15 protein-coding genes are annotated in these 17,086 nt (G+C 46.8%); 7 read left to right on the top strand and 8 right to left on the bottom strand.

Going from position 1 to position 17,086, the window contains the following annotated elements; genetic code table 11:
- Positions 1–44: 44 nt before the first annotated feature.
- The 4 genes from nirD to nirB all read right to left on the bottom strand — a co-directional run bounded on the left by nirD (position 45) and on the right by nirB (position 7,376).
- A complete protein-coding gene (gene nirD / locus K3G25_RS15400; protein ID WP_007409365.1) occupies positions 45–365 on the bottom strand; it encodes a nitrite reductase small subunit NirD in 321 nt (106 codons plus the stop codon).
- Positions 366–385: 20 nt separating this feature from the next.
- On the bottom strand, positions 386–2,803 hold the full coding sequence (gene nasD / locus K3G25_RS15405) for an NADPH-nitrite reductase (protein WP_232489385.1): 2,418 nt from the start codon (positions 2,801–2,803) through the stop codon (positions 386–388).
- Positions 2,804–2,923: 120 nt separating this feature from the next.
- A complete protein-coding gene (locus tag K3G25_RS15410; RefSeq protein ID WP_022552564.1) occupies positions 2,924–5,056 on the bottom strand; it encodes an assimilatory nitrate reductase catalytic subunit NasC in 2,133 nt (710 codons plus the stop codon).
- Positions 5,049–7,376 (bottom strand): nitrite reductase large subunit NirB, encoded by a 2,328-nt coding sequence (gene nirB / locus K3G25_RS15415; RefSeq protein ID WP_017419378.1) that lies wholly within the window; start codon positions 7,374–7,376, stop codon positions 5,049–5,051. The genes K3G25_RS15410 and nirB overlap by 8 nt, the downstream gene beginning before the upstream one ends.
- 181 nt (positions 7,377–7,557) lie before the next feature.
- Here nirB and K3G25_RS15420 point away from each other — a divergent pair, with 181 nt between their 5' ends.
- The 6 genes from K3G25_RS15420 (at position 7,558) to K3G25_RS15445 (ending at position 13,740) form a co-directional block, all read left to right on the top strand.
- Entirely contained in the window at positions 7,558–8,763 is a 1,206-nt protein-coding gene (locus tag K3G25_RS15420) for an MFS transporter (RefSeq protein WP_014416869.1), read from the top strand.
- Between the two features lie 189 nt (positions 8,764–8,952).
- Positions 8,953–10,155 carry a GTP-binding protein gene (locus tag K3G25_RS15425; protein WP_232489386.1) on the top strand — a complete coding sequence of 401 codons (1,203 nt, stop codon included), beginning with the start codon at positions 8,953–8,955 and terminating at the stop codon, positions 10,153–10,155.
- A gap of 64 nt (positions 10,156–10,219) precedes the next feature.
- A complete protein-coding gene (locus K3G25_RS15430; protein WP_052827030.1) occupies positions 10,220–11,356 on the top strand; it encodes a zinc-dependent alcohol dehydrogenase in 1,137 nt (378 codons plus the stop codon).
- 14 nt (positions 11,357–11,370) lie between these two features.
- Positions 11,371–11,805, top strand: coding sequence for an RDD family protein (locus tag K3G25_RS15435; protein ID WP_014416871.1), 435 nt, complete (start codon positions 11,371–11,373; stop codon positions 11,803–11,805).
- Between the two features lie 116 nt (positions 11,806–11,921).
- A complete protein-coding gene (locus tag K3G25_RS15440) occupies positions 11,922–12,200 on the top strand; it encodes a YckD family protein (RefSeq protein ID WP_263612330.1) in 279 nt (92 codons plus the stop codon).
- Between the two features lie 103 nt (positions 12,201–12,303).
- A complete protein-coding gene (locus tag K3G25_RS15445) occupies positions 12,304–13,740 on the top strand; it encodes a glycoside hydrolase family 1 protein (RefSeq protein ID WP_014416872.1) in 1,437 nt (478 codons plus the stop codon).
- A gap of 40 nt (positions 13,741–13,780) precedes the next feature.
- Here the strand turns inward: K3G25_RS15445 and K3G25_RS15450 are convergent, their stop codons facing one another.
- The 4 genes from K3G25_RS15450 to hxlA form a co-directional block, all read right to left on the bottom strand.
- Positions 13,781–14,179: a competence protein ComJ gene (locus tag K3G25_RS15450; RefSeq protein ID WP_100261594.1), complete on the bottom strand. Its 399-nt coding sequence runs from the start codon at positions 14,177–14,179 to the stop codon at positions 13,781–13,783.
- A gap of 20 nt (positions 14,180–14,199) precedes the next feature.
- A complete protein-coding gene (locus K3G25_RS15455) occupies positions 14,200–14,637 on the bottom strand; it encodes a NucA/NucB deoxyribonuclease domain-containing protein (RefSeq protein WP_003156588.1) in 438 nt (145 codons plus the stop codon).
- A 330-nt stretch (positions 14,638–14,967) separates the two neighbouring features.
- Positions 14,968–15,525, bottom strand: a complete 558-nt coding sequence (gene hxlB, locus K3G25_RS15460) for a 6-phospho-3-hexuloisomerase (RefSeq protein WP_014416874.1) — start codon at positions 15,523–15,525, stop codon at positions 14,968–14,970.
- A complete protein-coding gene (gene hxlA, locus K3G25_RS15465; RefSeq protein ID WP_015239130.1) occupies positions 15,522–16,157 on the bottom strand; it encodes a 3-hexulose-6-phosphate synthase in 636 nt (211 codons plus the stop codon). Before hxlA ends, hxlB begins: the two co-directional genes overlap by 4 nt.
- A gap of 231 nt (positions 16,158–16,388) precedes the next feature.
- Here hxlA and K3G25_RS15470 point away from each other — a divergent pair, with 231 nt between their 5' ends.
- Positions 16,389–16,751 (top strand): transcriptional activator HxlR, encoded by a 363-nt coding sequence (locus K3G25_RS15470; RefSeq protein WP_007409352.1) that lies wholly within the window; start codon positions 16,389–16,391, stop codon positions 16,749–16,751.
- The last annotated feature ends 335 nt before the right edge of the window (positions 16,752–17,086 follow it).

The raw sequence follows: 17,086 nt of genomic DNA on the forward strand, positions 1-17,086 counted from the left end.
TTTAAAAAATGAAGGACCACTTGAAAAAGTGATCCGGTCTTTGCTCAATACAGGAGGTATACATTCTCTCCTTCAATCAGTGTTTCGTATGTTTTGACACAGCCATGATCCGGCTCTTGGACTTTTCCGTCTTCTAAGGAGATTTTCCAGTCATGCATCGGGCAGAAGACGTATTCTCCGCTGACGATGCCTTCAGCCAGGACGCCCCCTTTATGGGGACAGCGGTTTTCGACGGCGCGGACGCTCCCGTCAGAAAGCTTAAATACGGCAAGCTCTTTATCTTCTATATATACGGTTTTTCCTAACTCCTCCGGTAATTCGTTTACTTTGCCTATGCAAACCTTTGTCATATCTTTATTAACCATGTCCGTTCCCCCTTACTGTTTTATGAAGTCGTGACGACATTTTCGAATAGATCTTTAGATGCTTTTTTATCTTTAAGGAAGTATTGCCACGGATCTTTGTGGACAGAGAGTGTTTCATTCATTCTGTCGTTGAGCTCCTGCCGTTTTTCCGGATCGTTTAATACGGATTGGACATGAGATAAACCGACGCGCTCAAGCCATGCGGATGTCCGCTCCAGATAGTTTGCCGTTTCTCTGTAGTACTGAAGGTAAGCACCCGCATATTCTAAGACTTCTTCATTCGTTTTTACTTTCATCAGCAAATCACCGGCGCGCAAATGGGTTCCGCCGTTTCCGCCGACATAAAGCTCCCAGCCTCCGTCGATGCCGACAACGCCAAGGTCCTTAATGCCTGATTCCGCACAGTTCCGAGGGCAGGCGGACACGGCCATTTTAACCTTATGAGGCGTATTGAGCCCTTCGAATGTTTTCTCAAGCGCAATGCCCAGTGCCATGGAGTCTTGCGTGCCGAAGCGGCAGAATTGTTCGCCTACGCACGTTTTTACCGTGCGGAGTGTTTTTCCGTACGCGTAGCCTGACGGCATATCAAGCTCGGCCCATACTTTCGGCAGGTCTTCTTTTTTGACGCCGATGAGATCAATTCGCTGGCCGCCGGTCATTTTAACGAGCGGGATCTCATATTTGTCGACGACATCGGCGATCTTGCGGAGATCCTGAGAGTTGGTCACGCCGCCGTACATCCGGGGAACGACTGAGTATGTTCCGTCTTTTTGAATATTGGCGTGCATCCGTTCGTTCACAAAACGGGATGTTCTGTCATCCTCGTATGTAGCCGGATTAATCATGCCTAAGTAGTAGTTGAGGGCAGGACGGCATTTGGAGCAGCCCTCCGGCGTTTTCCAGCCGAGCACGTTCATGATTTCTCTTGTATGGGACAGCCCTTTGGCTCTGATTTCTTCTACGACTTCATCTCTCGACAGTGAGGTGCAGCCGCAAATCGCTTCTTTTTGCGCGGACGCGTCAAATTCTGAGCCCAGTGTATATTGAAGAATGTCTTCCACGAGCGGTTTACAGCCTCCGCAGGAACGGGATGCCCCGGTGCATGCTTTGATTTCGTCCGTTGATGTGCAACCTTTTTCCTGAATGGCTTGAATAATCGCGCCTTTTGAAACGCCGTTGCATCCGCAGATGATTTCATCGTCGCTCATCGCCGCGGTCATGCTTGCGCCTGCTTCCTGATCAAGAGGCTGTAAGATTGATATTTTGGAGGTTTCAGAGATATCGGCTTCTTTTTGAATCATTGAAAACAGGCGGCCGCCCTCGCTGCTGTCTCCGAACAAAACAGCGCCGACAATTTGATTGCCCCTCAGGACGATTTTTTTATAAATGCCGTCCTGCTCATCGAACACTTTAATCGCTTTTTTGTCCTCTGATTCGTTAAAGTCACCGGCAGAGAAGACTTCGACGCCTGATACCTTTAATTGAGTGGAGAGAACGGAGCCTTCATACGGTTTTGTTTCAATGCCGCAAATATGCTTTGCGAGCACTTTTGCCTGTTCATAGAGCGGCGCCACAAGACCGTATGCGATTCCGCGGTGCTCGGCACATTCACCGACCGCGTAAATGTGCGGAATGTCAGTCTGCATATAGTCGTTGACAATGATTCCGCGGTTTACCGGAATGCCGCTTTCTGTGCCAAGCTGTGTATTCGGGCGGATGCCGACCGCCATGACGACCAGATCAGCTTCGATGCTTGTGCCGTCTTTGAAGCGTATCCCTTCGACACGGTCAGTACCGAGAATTTCTTCGGTTTGCTTTTCAAGGAAAAAGGTCATGCCTTGTTTTTCTAATTCGTTTTGCAGCAGGCGTCCCGCCGCTGCGTCAAGCTGGCGCTCCATCAGGAATGGGGCGAGGTGGATGACAGACACGTCCATTCCGAGATTCAGCAGTCCGCGTGCGGCTTCCAAACCCAGCAGTCCTCCGCCGATGACGGCTGCTTTTTTATATTGTTTTGACGCGGCGAGCATCGTGTCTGTATCTTTTATGTCCCGGAATGCCGTGACGCCTTGTTTGTCTGCGCCCGGAATCGGAAGGATAAAAGGGACAGAGCCTGTCGCCAGGATGAGTTCATCGTAAGGCTGGATTCTGTCTGCATCGGTGATGAGGGTTTTGTTTTCCGTGTCGACTTTGATGACTGTTTCACCGGTATACAGCTGAATGTTGTTTTCTTTGTACCAGTTCCAATCGTTTAACGTAATGTCTTGAATGTCGGTATCGCCTTGCAGCACTTTTGACAGAAGGATTCGGTTATAGTTGGGATGAGGTTCGGCCCCGAATATTGTAATCTCAAATTCGTCTTTTGAAACACGCAGTATTTCTTCAATCGCTCTTACCCCGGCCATTCCATTTCCAACAAGGACTAGCTGTTTTTTTCCCATCAGATGATCCGCTCCTTATCTTTGTTTTTTTTTAGCGTAGCACAGCAAAAACAAATATTTAAGATGCATGTTATGAAATGTAACAAAAAATACTAAAAAATCTAAAAATTTTATGAAAAATTATATAGGGCTGATTCGTACCGCGCACATCTTAAAACCGGGCATTTTACAGTCCGGGTCCAAGGCTTCACCAATTAAATCGTTGACGTTTTGCGTGTCAGACCAATGGATGGGGACAAACAACGTGTCTTTTCGTACGTTCTCCGACCATCTGCTCCGGACCGTGATGCTGCCCCGGGGGGATTCTATCTTCACGAGAACACGGTCTTCGATATGATAGTTGGCCGCCGTTTTTGGGTGGATTTCCATAAACGATTCAAAATGTCTCGCGGCAAGAGCGGCGCTTTTTCTTGTTTGGACGCCTGTTAAGTAGTGAGACATCACCCTTCCCGTCGTTAAATAAAGCGGATAATCGGCTGTCGGCTTCTCTTTTGGAACAGGTGGTTCGTTTGGAATCACACTTAATGCCGCTTTTTGATCCGGATGAGCAAATGATTCTGTAAACAAGCGCCCAGTTCCGGGATGATCAGATTCCGGACACGGCCAATGAATGCCGCCTTCACGTCTGAGCCTGTCGTATGAGATGCCTGAATAATCGGCAATCCCGCCTCGGCTCGCTTCTCTCAATTCATTAAAAATATCCTCCGCTGACGTATAAGAAAAGTAGCGGCCCTTGCCGAGAGCGGATGCGAGATCACAAATGATCTGCCAATCATGCTTCGCTTCGCCGGGACATGACCGGCTCGCTTCTCTTAATGTCACGCGGCCTTCTGCATTTGTCATCGTGCCTTCGTCTTCCAAATAAGAGGAGGCGGGTAAAATCACATCTGCGAATGCCGCGGTCTCAGAAATAAATAAGTCAACTGCGACAAAAAATCTCAGTTTCTTGATTGCCTGCTTGACGAAATTCGCATTTGGGCCGGAAACAGCCGGATTGGAACACATGAGAAACAGTCCTTTGATGTCGCCGTTATCTATTTTTTCTATCATTTCATAGGCTGAGACACCTTTTCGCGGCAGCTCATCCTGATGAATCCCCCACACCTTCGCAATATGCGCCCGGTGTTCTTCAATTTCGATAGAACGGTAGCCCGGAAGCTGATCCGCTTTTTGGCCGTGTTCTCTCGCGCCTTGTCCGTTGCCTTGACCGGTAATCGCCCCGTAACCTGAGAAGGGCTTGCCGATTTTTCCGGTGATCAGCACCATATTTAAGAAAGCTTTCACCGCCGCGGTACCGTCAGTCTGCTGTTCGATCCCCCGCGCTGTAAACAGCATGCCGGATGTTTCCTTGGCAAACTTCACGGCGGCCTTTCGCATATGCTCCAAAGGCACACTTGTCTGCTCGGAAATCTCTTTCAGATCCAAAGCGTCGGTATGCCGTTTGAGCTTATTGAATCCGTTTGTGCGTGTGCGGATAAAGTCTTTGTCTGTAAGCTGTTCGTCAATGCAGATTTTGACGAGTCCGTTTGCCAGGGCGGCGTCTGTGCCGGGCTTGATTTTCAGGTGAAGATCGGCTATTTTGGTCGTCGCCGTTTCCCGGGGATCAATGGCGATAATGTAAGCCCCGTTTTCTTTCGCTTTATCAAAATACGGCATGATCGTCGGCTGGCATTCCGCGATATTGGTGCCTGCCAGGATGATGACACGTGTATGCGGAATGTCCGATAATGGATTCGTCAGGCCCCTGTCCGCGCCGAATGTCTGGCCGGCCGCCGTTGCTGCGGCAGACATACAGAGCCGCCCGTTGTAATCGATGTATTTCGTCTGTAAGCCGACCCGTGCGAACTTTCCAAGCAGATAGGCTTCTTCATTTGTAATTGAGGCGCTCCCATAGACGGCCATCGCATCATTGCCGTGTTCGGTTTGGATCAGATTGATTTGTTCCTTTATGCGATTCAGTGCTTCAGCCCAAGAGACAGGCACAAATTCACCGTTTTTTTTAAGCAGGGGGCGTGTAATGCGGGAAGAGTGCACGGCATGCTGATGGGCATTCATGCCTTTTGTACATAAACGGCCATGTGTCGTCGGATTATCAATGCCGATTGCAGTGTATTTCTTCCGTGCCGCGAAGGTTTGTTCCGTAAGCTGCATTTTGCATTGCATGCTGCAGAACGGGCATTGCGTCTCATATGTTTTTTCCGATTGGACATCTTGCAGTTTGTCACGGAAATAACGGAGCATCGGTTCAGTCAAAAAGCTTCATCCTTTCGTATGGCGTTTTCCCGGCAGACAGGTTTTGCAGCAGGGATATGTCTGAACGGAGATTTTTCAGAAGCTGTGTCCGCATATCTTCTTCAAACAGCATTTCTCTGATATGGACGAGGCCGAGTCTGTCAACCCATTGATAAATCGCTTCGTTGTAGTGAGCCGTTTCGCGATAATATTGAATAAGGCCTTTCATCATAGCGGCGGTACTGTCTTCGTTATTCGTCACACAAAAAAGGATGCCGGCGCGGGCTTGTTTTCCGCGGACGCCCCCGATATAAATTTCCCAGCAAGTTTGTGTCTGAAGCACGCCGATATCCTGAATGTAAGCATCGCTGCAATTGTTTTCACATGACAAGCTGACGGATACATAAGCGGGGACGGCAAGTGTGTCGGTATCTCGTTCAATCCTGCTTGCCAGCTCTTGAAAGGAGCGATGCTGTCCGCACGTACATGCTTTGATTTGAATCGTCCAGCGGTGCCGGGGGGAGAAAACCGGCATGTTCAGTGCTTTTCTGATGCTTGCAAGGTCATTTGGCCTGATTCCGGAAAGCTTCAGCCGGTGACTGTCAGTAATTGAAACGCCGGGGATGCCGTATGTTTCAATGACGTTTGCGATGTTTTTGAGCTCTCCCGCACTTGTCAGTCCGCCGTACATTTGCGGAATCAGGGTGCATGTCTCTTCTGCCGATATTTCATTGAACTGCATAAAATCAGGCCGCATCCTTTCCAGGTAGTAGTGAAGCGCCGGAATACAAATGCGGCAGCCGTTTTCTGTTTTCCAGCCGATCACTTCCATCACCTCGGCGGTATCAGTGAATGGACGGCGCCGAAGTTCGGCGATGACTTCTTCTTCCGTCAAATCGGTGCAGCCGCAAAACGAAGGCTGGCGGGAAGGTTTTGTGTAATCATCGCTTACCATATACTTCAGCAAGTCTTCGACGAGCGGCCTGCATCCCCCGCAAGACCCGGACGCTTTTGTCATGTGCTTCACTTCCTCCGCGGTTTTTAAGCCATATTTGTTCACCGCTTCTTCAATGGAGCCCTTGGTCACTGAGCTGCATTGGCAAATGGTTTCATGGGGTGGCATGGATTCAAAGGATATACCGCCTTGATCGGGTTCCATGAGCTGTTTTTTCACGATGGAAATGTCCCTTTGCTTCACAAGACTGTCGAGAAGCCGCTGTTTACCGCGCGTGTCCCCGAATAAAATAAAGCCGGCCGGTTTATCGTCCTCAAAGAGCGCTTTTTTGTAGATGCCTCCATGCTCATCATGGAACAATATGCCGGCTGTGTGCTCATCCTCGTGCACCTTTCCTGCCGACCATACATCAATACCGGCTATTTTTAAGGCCGCAGATTGTGCAAAGCCTTGAAACCCTTCACACGGAACGCCGCATAGATGCTGTGCGAGCACTTTTCCCTGTTCATAAAGCGGTGCAGCCAATCCGTGTACAATCCCGTCATGCTCCGCGCATTCACCGACGGCATACACATTCGGTTTGTTCGTCTGCATGAATTGATTGACGATGATTCCTCGGTTCACTGAAAGTCCGGCAGATGCAGCCAATCGGATATTGGGCCTCACACCGGCGGCCATGACAATCAGGTCTGCTTCTATGGAAGAACCGTCTTTGAAACGGATGCCTTCCGCCCGTGAGTTTCCTGTAATGGATGCCGTGTCTTTCTCTAAAAGAAAGACTAAGCCTTTTCGCTCCAGTTCTTTCTGCAGCAGATGGGATGCCGTTTGATCAAGCTGTTTTTGCATAATGGCGGAAGAGTGGTGAATGACGCTGACGTCCATGCCGAGCTGCCGTAAGCCGACGGCCGCTTCAAGACCTAATAAACCGGCGCCGATGACCGCCGCCTTTTGATGCCGGCCGGCCGCATTGATAAGGGATTGGCAGTCTTCTATTGTCCGAAAGCCGCAGACGCCTTCTTTCTCTGCTCCGGGTATGGGGAGAATATAAGGAGAGGAGCCAGTTGCCGCGATGAAATGATCGTAAGTCATGCTGCGCTTCCGATCCGTTGTGACAACCTGCCGTTCTGTATCTATGTGTACAACCGTTTCTCCCGTGTAAAGCGTAATTCCGTTTTTTTCGTACCATTCGCGGCTATTCAGCGTAATGTCATCAAGCGAAACCTCACCTTGTAAAACGGAGGATAAGAGAATGCGATTGTAATTGGGATGAGGTTCGGTTCCGAAAATAACAATCTCAAACATGTCACGGTTCATCTTTAAAATGTGTTCAATACAGCGGATTCCGGCCATTCCGTTCCCTGCAACAATTAATCGTTGTTTCTTCATTCGCCAAACCTCCTTTGCAGCTGCCTGTAAGTTTTGCTTCTCTATGAGAAATTATGGCACATTGCCTGATTAACGCATTAAATGTGTCGCATTATCTTACACATGTCTTTTCCAGTGAATGCCGGTCATATATTCTTGATTCAGCAATTTGAAATGATAGAAGACCAGAAAGGAGAATGTTATGAAGCTGTCGGAATTAAAAACAAGCGGCCATCCGCTCACTCTGCTCTGTTCCTTCTTATATTTTGATGTGAGTTTTATGATTTGGGTCATGCTGGGGGCGCTCGGCGTTTATATTTCTCAGGATTTCGGGTTATCTTCTTTTGAAAAAGGGTTTGTCGTGGCTCTGCCGATCTTATCAGGATCTGTGTTTCGGATCATTTTAGGCGTGTTAACGGACAGGATCGGTCCGAAGAAAACAGCCGTGATCGGGATGCTGATTACAATGATCCCGCTGCTTTGGGGGGCATTCGGCGGCCGTTCTTTGACTGAGCTGTATGCGATCGGCATTCTGCTGGGCGTGGCGGGCGCAAGTTTTGCTGTCGCGCTTCCGATGGCGAGCCGGTGGTATCCGCCTCACTTGCAGGGGCTTGCGATGGGGATAGCAGGTGCCGGCAACAGCGGCACTTTGTTTGCGACATTGTTCGGTCCCCGCCTCGCAGAACAGTTTGGGTGGCACAGTGTAATGGGAATTGCGCTTCTTCCGTTGATGATCGTTTTTATACTGTTTATCGTCATGGCGAAGGACTCTCCTGCACAGCCCGCACCGCAGCCGCTTAAAAACTATCTTCACGTTTTCAGGCAGAAGGAGACATGGTGTTTCTGTCTTTTGTACGGCGTCACTTTCGGAGGTTTTGTGGGATTATCAAGTTTTTTGGCGATTTTTTTCGTTGATCAATATCAATTGTCAAAAATCCATGCCGGTGATTTCGTCACAATATGTGTTGCAGCGGGCAGTTTCTTTCGCCCTGCAGGAGGCTGGATTTCAGACCGTGCGGGAGGTGCGAAAGTTCTCGCTGTACTGTTTGTCATCGCGGCTCTGTGTATGGCGGGAGTCAGCAGCCTGCCTCCGCTTTCAACGGTGATCGTTCTGTTGTTTATCGGAATGATGGCGCTCGGTATGGGCAACGGAGCAGTATTTCAGCTTGTCCCTCAGCACTTTGCAAAAGAAATCGGAATGGTGACGGGAATCGTCGGAGCGGCCGGCGGCATAGGAGGTTTTTTCCTTCCCAATATTTTAGGATCATTGAAGCAGATGACGGGAACTTATGCGATCGGTTTTATCTCTTTTTCATGTATCGCATTGCTCGCATTTGTGCTTGTTCTGGCCGCAGGCTATTTTTGGAGAAAAAGCTATGGCACTGAAAACAGTCCTGCGGATGTTTAAGTTTGGGCGGAAGACACGTATGACAGCGTGTCTTTTTTATGATTGATTATTTTTCACTTGATTTTAAACGGAGAATATATCAGAATAAATAGTAACGGTTACGATTTGTAACAATGTACATCATGATGAAAAAGGGGCAGGTGCGGGATATAAATCGTAATCATTCTATTTTGTCAGGAGGCTATTTATATGAAAAAAACTCCGGTTACAGTATTGAGCGGCTATCTTGGTGCCGGAAAGACGACCGTTTTGAATCATATTTTACAAAACCGCAACGGTTTAAAAATTGCCGTCATCGTCAATGACATGAGCGAAGTAAATATAGACGCGGGATTGGTGAAGCAGGGAGGCGGCTTGTCAAGGACGGATGAGAAACTCGTAGAATTATCCAACGGCTGTATCTGCTGCACGCTGCGTGAGGATCTATTAGTCGAAGTTGAGAAACTCGCGAAAGACGGCAGATTTGATTATATTGTGATTGAATCAACAGGGATCAGCGAACCGATTCCCGTTGCCCAGACATTTTCTTATATAGATGAAGAAATGGGTATTGATCTGACAACATTCTGCAGGCTGGACACAATGGTGACCGTGGTGGATGCAAACCGCTTCTGGCATGATTTCCAGTCCGGTGACAGCCTTCTTGACCGGAAGGAAGCGGCGGGAGAAGAGGATGAACGGGAGATTGCCGATTTATTAATTGACCAAATCGAGTTTTGTGATGTGCTCATTTTAAATAAATGCGACATGGTGGGCGAAAAAGAGCTTGAACAGCTGGAAACGGTCCTTCGCGCATTACAGCCCCGTGCCAGACTGATCCGGTCCGTCCGCGGAGAAGTGCCCGCCGAATACATATTGAATACCGGTTTATTTGAGTTTGAGGAAGCGAGTTCATCAGCAGGATGGATAAAGGAACTGACGGCAGGTCATGAAGCGCACACTCCGGAAACGGAAGAGTACGGCATCACTTCGTTTGTGTACTCGCGGCGTCTGCCGTTTCATACCGCTCGTTTTGACAGCTGGCTACATCAATCAATCCCTGACAACATTGTGCGCGCAAAAGGAATTGCTTGGTGCGCAACCCGCAACAGCCTTGCGCTGCTGATGTCTCAGGCGGGTCCGGCGGTTTCGATTGAGCCTGTTTCTTATTGGGTGGCGGCAATGCCGAAACTTGAGCAGGAGCAGATCAAACAGCAGGAACCGGAGATTCTGGAAGATTGGGACGACCAATTCGGAGATCGTCATACGAACCTGGTGTTTATCGGAACAGATTTAGATGAAGCAGCCATTACAAAGGAATTGGATCAGTGCCTGCTCACGCCGTCTGAGTTCGATTCCGATTGGTCGCAGCTTGAAGATCCTTTTCAATGGGATATTCAGCGGGCCGAATAACATACCGGCCAAGTTTAGAAGCAGGTGAAAAGGGAAGGAGTGATGAAAAAGGAGCTGACCAAGTGTGAAAGCACTGACATACCAAGGAAAAGAACATATGGAAGTGAAAGAAGTCCCGGCACCCGCCATTCAAGATGAGAGAGATGTCATCGTTCGAATCACCGCAACCGGGATATGCGGTTCAGACCTTCATTTATATAAAAACGGAATACCCGCCGATCCGGGTTATATCGTCGGGCATGAGCCGATGGGAATCGTTGAAGAAACGGGCAGTCAAGTCAAAAAGCTGAAAAAAGGCGACCGGGTCGTGATTCCTTTTAATATAGGCTGCGGAGAATGTCATTATTGCAAGCACCAGATGGAAAGCCAGTGTGATGAATCTAATCCAAATCCTCATACAGATGCCGGCGGCTTATTCGGTTTTTCGGAGTTTAACGGTAATTATCCCGGCGGGCAGGCTGAATATTTACGTGTTCCTTATGCTGATTTCTCTTCTTTTCTGGTTCCGGCAGACAGTGAGCTTGAAGATGAGCAGGTGCTGCTTCTGTCAGATGTCATGCCGACCGCCTTTTGGAGCGTCCAGCACAGCGGAGTGAAAAAAGGAGATACAGTCGTGATTCTGGGATCAGGTCCGATCGGCTTAATGGCGCAAAAATTCGCGTGGAAAAAAGGAGCTAAACGGGTTATCGCAGTTGATCAAGTCCCGCACCGCCTTGAACATGCGAGACGCATAAACGGAGCAGAGACCTTCAATTTTTCAGAACATGATGAGATCGGGAAACTGCTGCATGAACAAACGTCAGGGGGCGCGGATGTAGTGATTGATTGTGTCGGAATGGACGGCACGCCGCTTTCAAAAGAAAAAGCAGAGCAAAAACCGAATCAGTTCGGAACGATCAGTCCGATTCTTACAGCATCAGAAGCCGTTAAGAAGTTCGGAACCGTGCAGCTCACGGGCGCATACATTTCTGAAGCGGACGGCTTTCCGCTCGGCGATTTTTTTACACGCAACGTTTCTTTAAAAATGGGCCAGGCACCCGTTATTCATCTGATGCCGATGCTGTATCAAATGATTGAACAAAATGAAATTGATCCGACGGATATCATTACACACAAAATGAGTCTTGCGGAAGCTCCTGCTGCATATGATATATTTGACAAAAAAGAAGATGGCAACATTAAAGTGATTTTGAAGCCATAGCGAGGAGAAACACGATGAATATTTACAGACCGGCGGGATTTTGGATCAGATTGGGAGCCGTGGTACTCGACTATTTAATTACTTCAGTGCCTTTGGCGATTATTTTTATGCTGGCAACAGGAAAAGATCCGAATGAGAGCGCAATGATCAGCATTATTTTGACTCTTTATGGTATTTTGCTCCCTGTATACTGGAACGGTTATGTTATCGGCAAAAAGATCTGCGGTATCCGCATCGTCAAAAAAGACGGAACTCAGGTAGGCTTTCTCACTATGATTTTGAGAGTGCTTGTGGGCGGCCTGATATATGGCGTGACATTTGGAATCGGTGTGATCGTGAGCGCATTCATGGTCGGAATGAGAGAAGACAGACGGTCAATCCACGATTTTGTAGCGGGAACGTATGTCACATACGCGCTGCCGGACGAATCGATTGAAAAGAGCGAATAATTTCGCTCTTTTTTTGCATAAAAAATGGATGGGGGAGCAACATATAACAAACGTTAAAGGAGGAAAGAGTCATGAAAAAAGCTGCATTGTCTTTAGCTGCGTTTTTCATTACAGCAATGGTTTTCACAATGCCGGCACACGCCGCCGGAACAAAAATGCCTTCAACAATGTCACTCACGGAACAGCAGAAAAAAGAAATTGAATCACTTGAAAAAGAAGTGCTCGAAAAACGAAAACATGTCATATCCAAATATGTTGAGTACGGGGTCCTGCCGAAAGAAAAAGCAGAACATATTAAACAGCATATGGACAGGCGCTTTAACATGATGAAACAAAATGGGTTTGTCCCGAAGCCTCCGCCTCATAAATTGGAAAAGCGGCATCATCATTCTTAAGCATCCGGCAAGCCGGATGCTTTTTTGTTTTTATCGGGATTGCTCTGAAACGCGTTTCATAACGTATGATATCAATATCATACGCATCAGGAGGATGAAACACATGATACATAAAAAACAGGGCCTGTTCCCTGATACATTTCTATGGGGGTCAGCCTCGGCTGCCTATCAGGTTGAAGGAGCCTGGAATAAAGACGGTAAAGGACCTTCAGTATGGGACTTATTCACGAAAATACCGGGTAAAACGTTTAAAGGCTCAAATGGCGATACAGCAGTCGGCCATTATGAGCGCTATAAAGAAGATATCGCCTTGATGGCAGAAATGGGTTTGAAAGCTTACCGATTTTCTGTCAGCTGGCCGAGAATTTTTCCGAATGGCAGAGGGGAAATTAACGAATCAGGGATCGCATTTTACGAAGACCTGATCGATGAATTGATTTCTAACGATATTGAGCCGGTGCTGACTCTTTATCATTGGGACTTGCCTCAGGCGCTGATGGATGAATACGGCGGCTTTGAATCAAGAAAAATTATTGATGATTTCAATGATTACTGCATTGCGTTATACAAAAGATTTGCCGGCAAGGTGAAATACTGGGTCACGTTAAATGAGCAGAATTATAATTTTCATAACGGGTTTATAACAGCTGCACATCCGCCCGGCGTAAAGGACAGAAAACGATTTTATGCAGCGAATCATATCGCATTTTTAGCTAATGCCAAAGCGATTGAATCCTTCAGACAATATGTTCCTGACGGTTTGATCGGCCCGAGCTTCGCTTATTCACCGGCTTATCCGCTTACAAGTCACCCTGAAGACATAACTGCATTTGAAAACGCAGAGGAATTTATGAACCATTGGTGGCTTGATATGTATTGCCGGGGGACTTATCCGCAAATTCCTTTCAATTATTTAAAGGAAAAGGGCTGGGCGCCCGCCATTGAAGCCGGGGATATGGAATTGCTTGCGAAAGGCAAGCCGGATTTTATCGGTGTTAATTATTATCAGACGATTACGTACGAAAGAAATCCTCTTGATGGTGTATCGGAGGGGAAAATGAACACGACTGGTCAGAAAGGGACAAACCAGGATACCGGTATACCGGGGCTGTTTAAAACGAAAAAGAATCCTAACCTCGTGACGAGTAATTGGGATTGGACGATTGACCCGATAGGTCTGCGCATCGGCCTTCGGCGTATAACGAGCCGCTATGAGCTGCCGGTTTTTATAACAGAAAACGGGCTGGGGGAATTCGATAAAATAGAAGAAGACGGCTCAATTCAGGATGACTACAGAATTGACTATTTACGCTCCCATCTTGAACAGTGCAGAGAGGCCATTAGTGATGGAGTTCATCTCATCGGCTACTGCAGCTGGTCATTCACGGATCTGTTAAGCTGGCTGAACGGCTATCAAAAACGCTACGGTTTTGTCTATATCAATCGAGATGAAGAAGATGAAAAAGATTTGAAACGGATCAGGAAAAAAAGTTTTTATTGGTATCAGAATGTAATTGAAACAAACGGTAAAAGTTTATAAAAGTTCCCTGAGAGAAATATGATTCTCTCAGGGCTTTCTTTTACATTGCGGCTGCATCAATAATATACGTATCCGCATGAAGATCGGATATTTCGGCAGGCACTGAATAACAGGTAAGGCTGTATCGGCCTTTCGGAATATGAAAGAAAAGCCGCTTTGACATCACGCTTTCAATCTCAATTCCATCTTTTACAGCCTCAAAGGGAACAGTCGCTTTTTTCTCATAGGATGGTACCGGTTCACTTGTGTTAAGCCTGAGAACGATAAATGCCCTCGTATTTCTCCTTGCCTCAAATGAAACAGCTCCGTCAGCTTCCGCATATCCTTTTTCAATGGCTTCATCGGTCCAATCGATAACAGGCGGTTCTGAATCTTTTTGAAAGAGTGTAAATTGATGATAAGAAATGGCCAGTTCTTGCGGTTTCCATGATTTAATCAATGCGCTGTTCCTCCTGTTTTTTACTTAATTTTAAATAATACTCTCGTTCCGTCGGGATCATTGGTAAGCTGGTGTCCGACCCAAGAGCCGGCTCCGCGGTTGTCTGCCGGAGAAATATATTCTACGGAGGCGTTATTTCCGCCCTGTTTACAAACCGCCATCGGCCATTCATCCCTATCGTAACCCGTTTTGACAGGCACATGTTTAAGAGATTGCTCACGCCGCTTATGTACTCCGTCTCTGTCAATGGTGCATATGCTGGAATGCCCTTCTTTTATCGCGTCCTTAATATGCTTTGCTGTTTCCGGATATCGATCGGACGGAAATAGGATTACTTTGTCGTAATCACTCTTCTGAACGGTCTGCTCGTTATCGGAGAAAAGATCACCCTTGATCAGGGCCGCGACTGCTCCGGCAATGATGATAAGAACAAGCAGCAGTGCTTTTAATGTTTTCAAGAGTATCAATCACCTCCAGTTATAAATTGCTGTTAAGCTGGTCCAAGAATAAAGCAGAATCGGCCGGCTGTAAAGCTGTTAAAATATATTTCTCAGCCGCAATTCAGCTGAATATCTGTAAAACCATCCGCACAAATCAACTTTATTCATTAAAAATTCGATCAGAAAGTGTTTTTTGCCGTTTCCCTATTCAGAAATGAATGGTTGCGGGTGTATCGTCAATTGACTTATTATAGCGATAAGCTCACCGGCGAGGTATCTTCGTCTGCGAGTGTCGTGCGAAACAGGACGATAAAAAGACGGCCATCTGATAAGAAGGCCGTCAGCAAATCATTCCAGATTCGCATGCTTTGTAAACATGTCTGCTGAATTCAATTCTTTTTTCTCCATGATTTTTAGAATAACCGCATCGTAGAACAGCAGAAGAGTTTGTTCGAATAAAGAACCCATCGGCTGAATCGTCTTTCTGTCTCCGCCGGTCTCTTCCTTAGGAGAGCCGGGAATCGTTATTGTAAGATCCGCAAGTTTGCCGAGACTTGAAGCGGGGTTAATCGTTAATGCAGTGATGATGCCGTTAAGGTTTTTGGCTTTTTCAGCCGTATGAAGCAGACTTTTTGTTTCGCCTGAGCCTGAGCCGATGATGACGAGACCGCCTTCTTGGAGGGGAGGGGTAAGCGTCTCACCGACGATGTAAGCGTTCAGGCCGATGTGCATCATCCTCATGGCGAACGCTTTAGCCATAAAGCCGGAACGGCCCGCTCCGGACGTGAAGATTTGATCTGCCGATAAAATCAGATCCGCAAGCTTGTCAGCTTCACTGTCGGCTATTAATGCTGCGGTGCGGGATATTTCATTTAGTATTTCATGTAAGTATTCAGTCGTTTTCATGATCCTTGTGTGATCAGCTGTTTCATTTTAGCAGCAGCATCCGCTTTATTGTCAGCTCCCGTAATGCCTCCGCCGACAATGATTAAATCTGGGTTTTGTTTGATGGCTTCAGGAAGCGTATCAAGTTTAATGCCTCCGGCAATTGCGGTTTTAGCGCTCTTGACCGCTTTTTTAATCGCCGTCAGTTCCTCGAATGAATTTTTTCCTTCTGCTTGAAGATCATAACCTGTGTGAACACAAATATAATCAACACCGAGTTGGTCAATTTCTTTTGCCCGTGTTTCAAGGTTTTTTACGTTAATCATGTCGACGAGGATTTTTTTCTGCTGTTTTTTTGCTTCGGCAACCGCCCCTTTGATCGTTGAGTCGTCTGTCGCCCCTAAAACGGTGATGATGTCGGCTCCCGCTTCTGCCGCTTTCATAATCTCGTAACCGCCTGCATCCATGATTTTAAGATCGGCAAGCACTTTCAAGTGAGGAAAGGCTGTTTTCATTTCCTGCACGGCTTTCAGTCCTTCATTAATGACAACGGGAGTGCCGATTTCTACAACATCTATATATGGTTCGACCTCTTTCACAAGTTCAATTGCTTCCGGGATATTTACTAAGTCTAATGCCAGCTGTAATTCCACTTTATATCCACTCCTCTTTTTCATGTATTTCCATTCTATAGAGTGCCCCGCATGTTGAGAAGTACGCACTTTGAAGTCTAATAGTTACTTTGAGGATACTGTCCCCGCAGGCAATGCGCTTTGTTTCAGCAAAACTGCGTGGTAGTATAAACTGACGAAAGTTGTGTGAAAAAGTAAGCGTGTATGAATAGATGATGACCGTACAAAAAGTAAGAGGAAGGAGAATTGTCCGTGAGCCGAATGGATGAGAAAACGTTTAATTGCGAAAAGGAATTGACGCTTGCCGTGATAGGCGGGAAGTGGAAAATGCTGATTATGTGGCACTTGGGAAAAGAAGGGACGAAGCGGTTTAATGAGCTGAAAGCTTTAATTCCGGATATTACGCACAAAATTCTTGTGAATCAGCTCAGGGAGCTGGAGCAGGATCTGATCGTTCACAGGGAAGTTTACCCTGTCGTCCCTCCGAAAGTGGAGTATTCTTTAACGGCGCAAGGAGAAAGCCTTATGCCGATTCTGGACGCCATGTATAAGTGGGGAAAAGATTATATGGAATTAATCAACATTGATAAAACTGCAATAAAGGAATCTTTTTGAAGTGCTCTATGTAAAATAGAGTGCTTTTTTTGCGGTTTAATGAAATCATATTGCGAACATTCGGGCCGTCTGTTTCGGTTCTTGCGCTGTTTTTTCCGGGTCAGCTTACGTACGTAAATTTTTTTCATTCTGCCATAACTGGATATTCGACAGATTTTCATTATAGTTTAAAGATTTTTAATTTTACGTAAATAATATTTTTGAAAATAAATTGCGGGATGCCGCAAAATACCCTCTGGATTCGTCGGATTTTTTTTCGGTGTGCCGCATGAAACTTTTCACCCATTTTTCGGTGATAAAAACAATATTTTCATATAAAGTGAACGTAAGTAGAT

The sequence above is a fragment of the Bacillus sp. FCW2 genome, assembly GCF_021228595.1.
Taxonomy (GTDB): Bacteria; Bacillota; Bacilli; order Bacillales; family Bacillaceae; genus Bacillus; species Bacillus velezensis.

Excerpts from the sequence above, each read along its gene's own strand:
- K3G25_RS15440 (WP_263612330.1), top strand. The coding sequence starts at position 11,922 with ATGGTTTTCACAATGCCGGCACACGCCGCCGGAACAAAAATGCCTTCA.
- nirD (WP_007409365.1), bottom strand. The coding sequence starts at position 365 with ATGGTTAATAAAGATATGACAAAGGTTTGCATAGGCAAAGTAAACGAA.
- K3G25_RS15425 (WP_232489386.1), top strand. The coding sequence starts at position 8,953 with ATGAAAAAAACTCCGGTTACAGTATTGAGCGGCTATCTTGGTGCCGGA.
- K3G25_RS15420 (WP_014416869.1), top strand. The coding sequence starts at position 7,558 with ATGAAGCTGTCGGAATTAAAAACAAGCGGCCATCCGCTCACTCTGCTC.
- hxlB (WP_014416874.1), bottom strand. The coding sequence starts at position 15,525 with ATGAAAACGACTGAATACTTACATGAAATACTAAATGAAATATCCCGC.
- nasD (WP_232489385.1), bottom strand. The coding sequence starts at position 2,803 with ATGGGAAAAAAACAGCTAGTCCTTGTTGGAAATGGAATGGCCGGGGTA.
- nirB (WP_017419378.1), bottom strand. The coding sequence starts at position 7,376 with ATGAAGAAACAACGATTAATTGTTGCAGGGAACGGAATGGCCGGAATC.
- K3G25_RS15435 (WP_014416871.1), top strand. The coding sequence starts at position 11,371 with ATGAATATTTACAGACCGGCGGGATTTTGGATCAGATTGGGAGCCGTG.
- K3G25_RS15445 (WP_014416872.1), top strand. The coding sequence starts at position 12,304 with ATGATACATAAAAAACAGGGCCTGTTCCCTGATACATTTCTATGGGGG.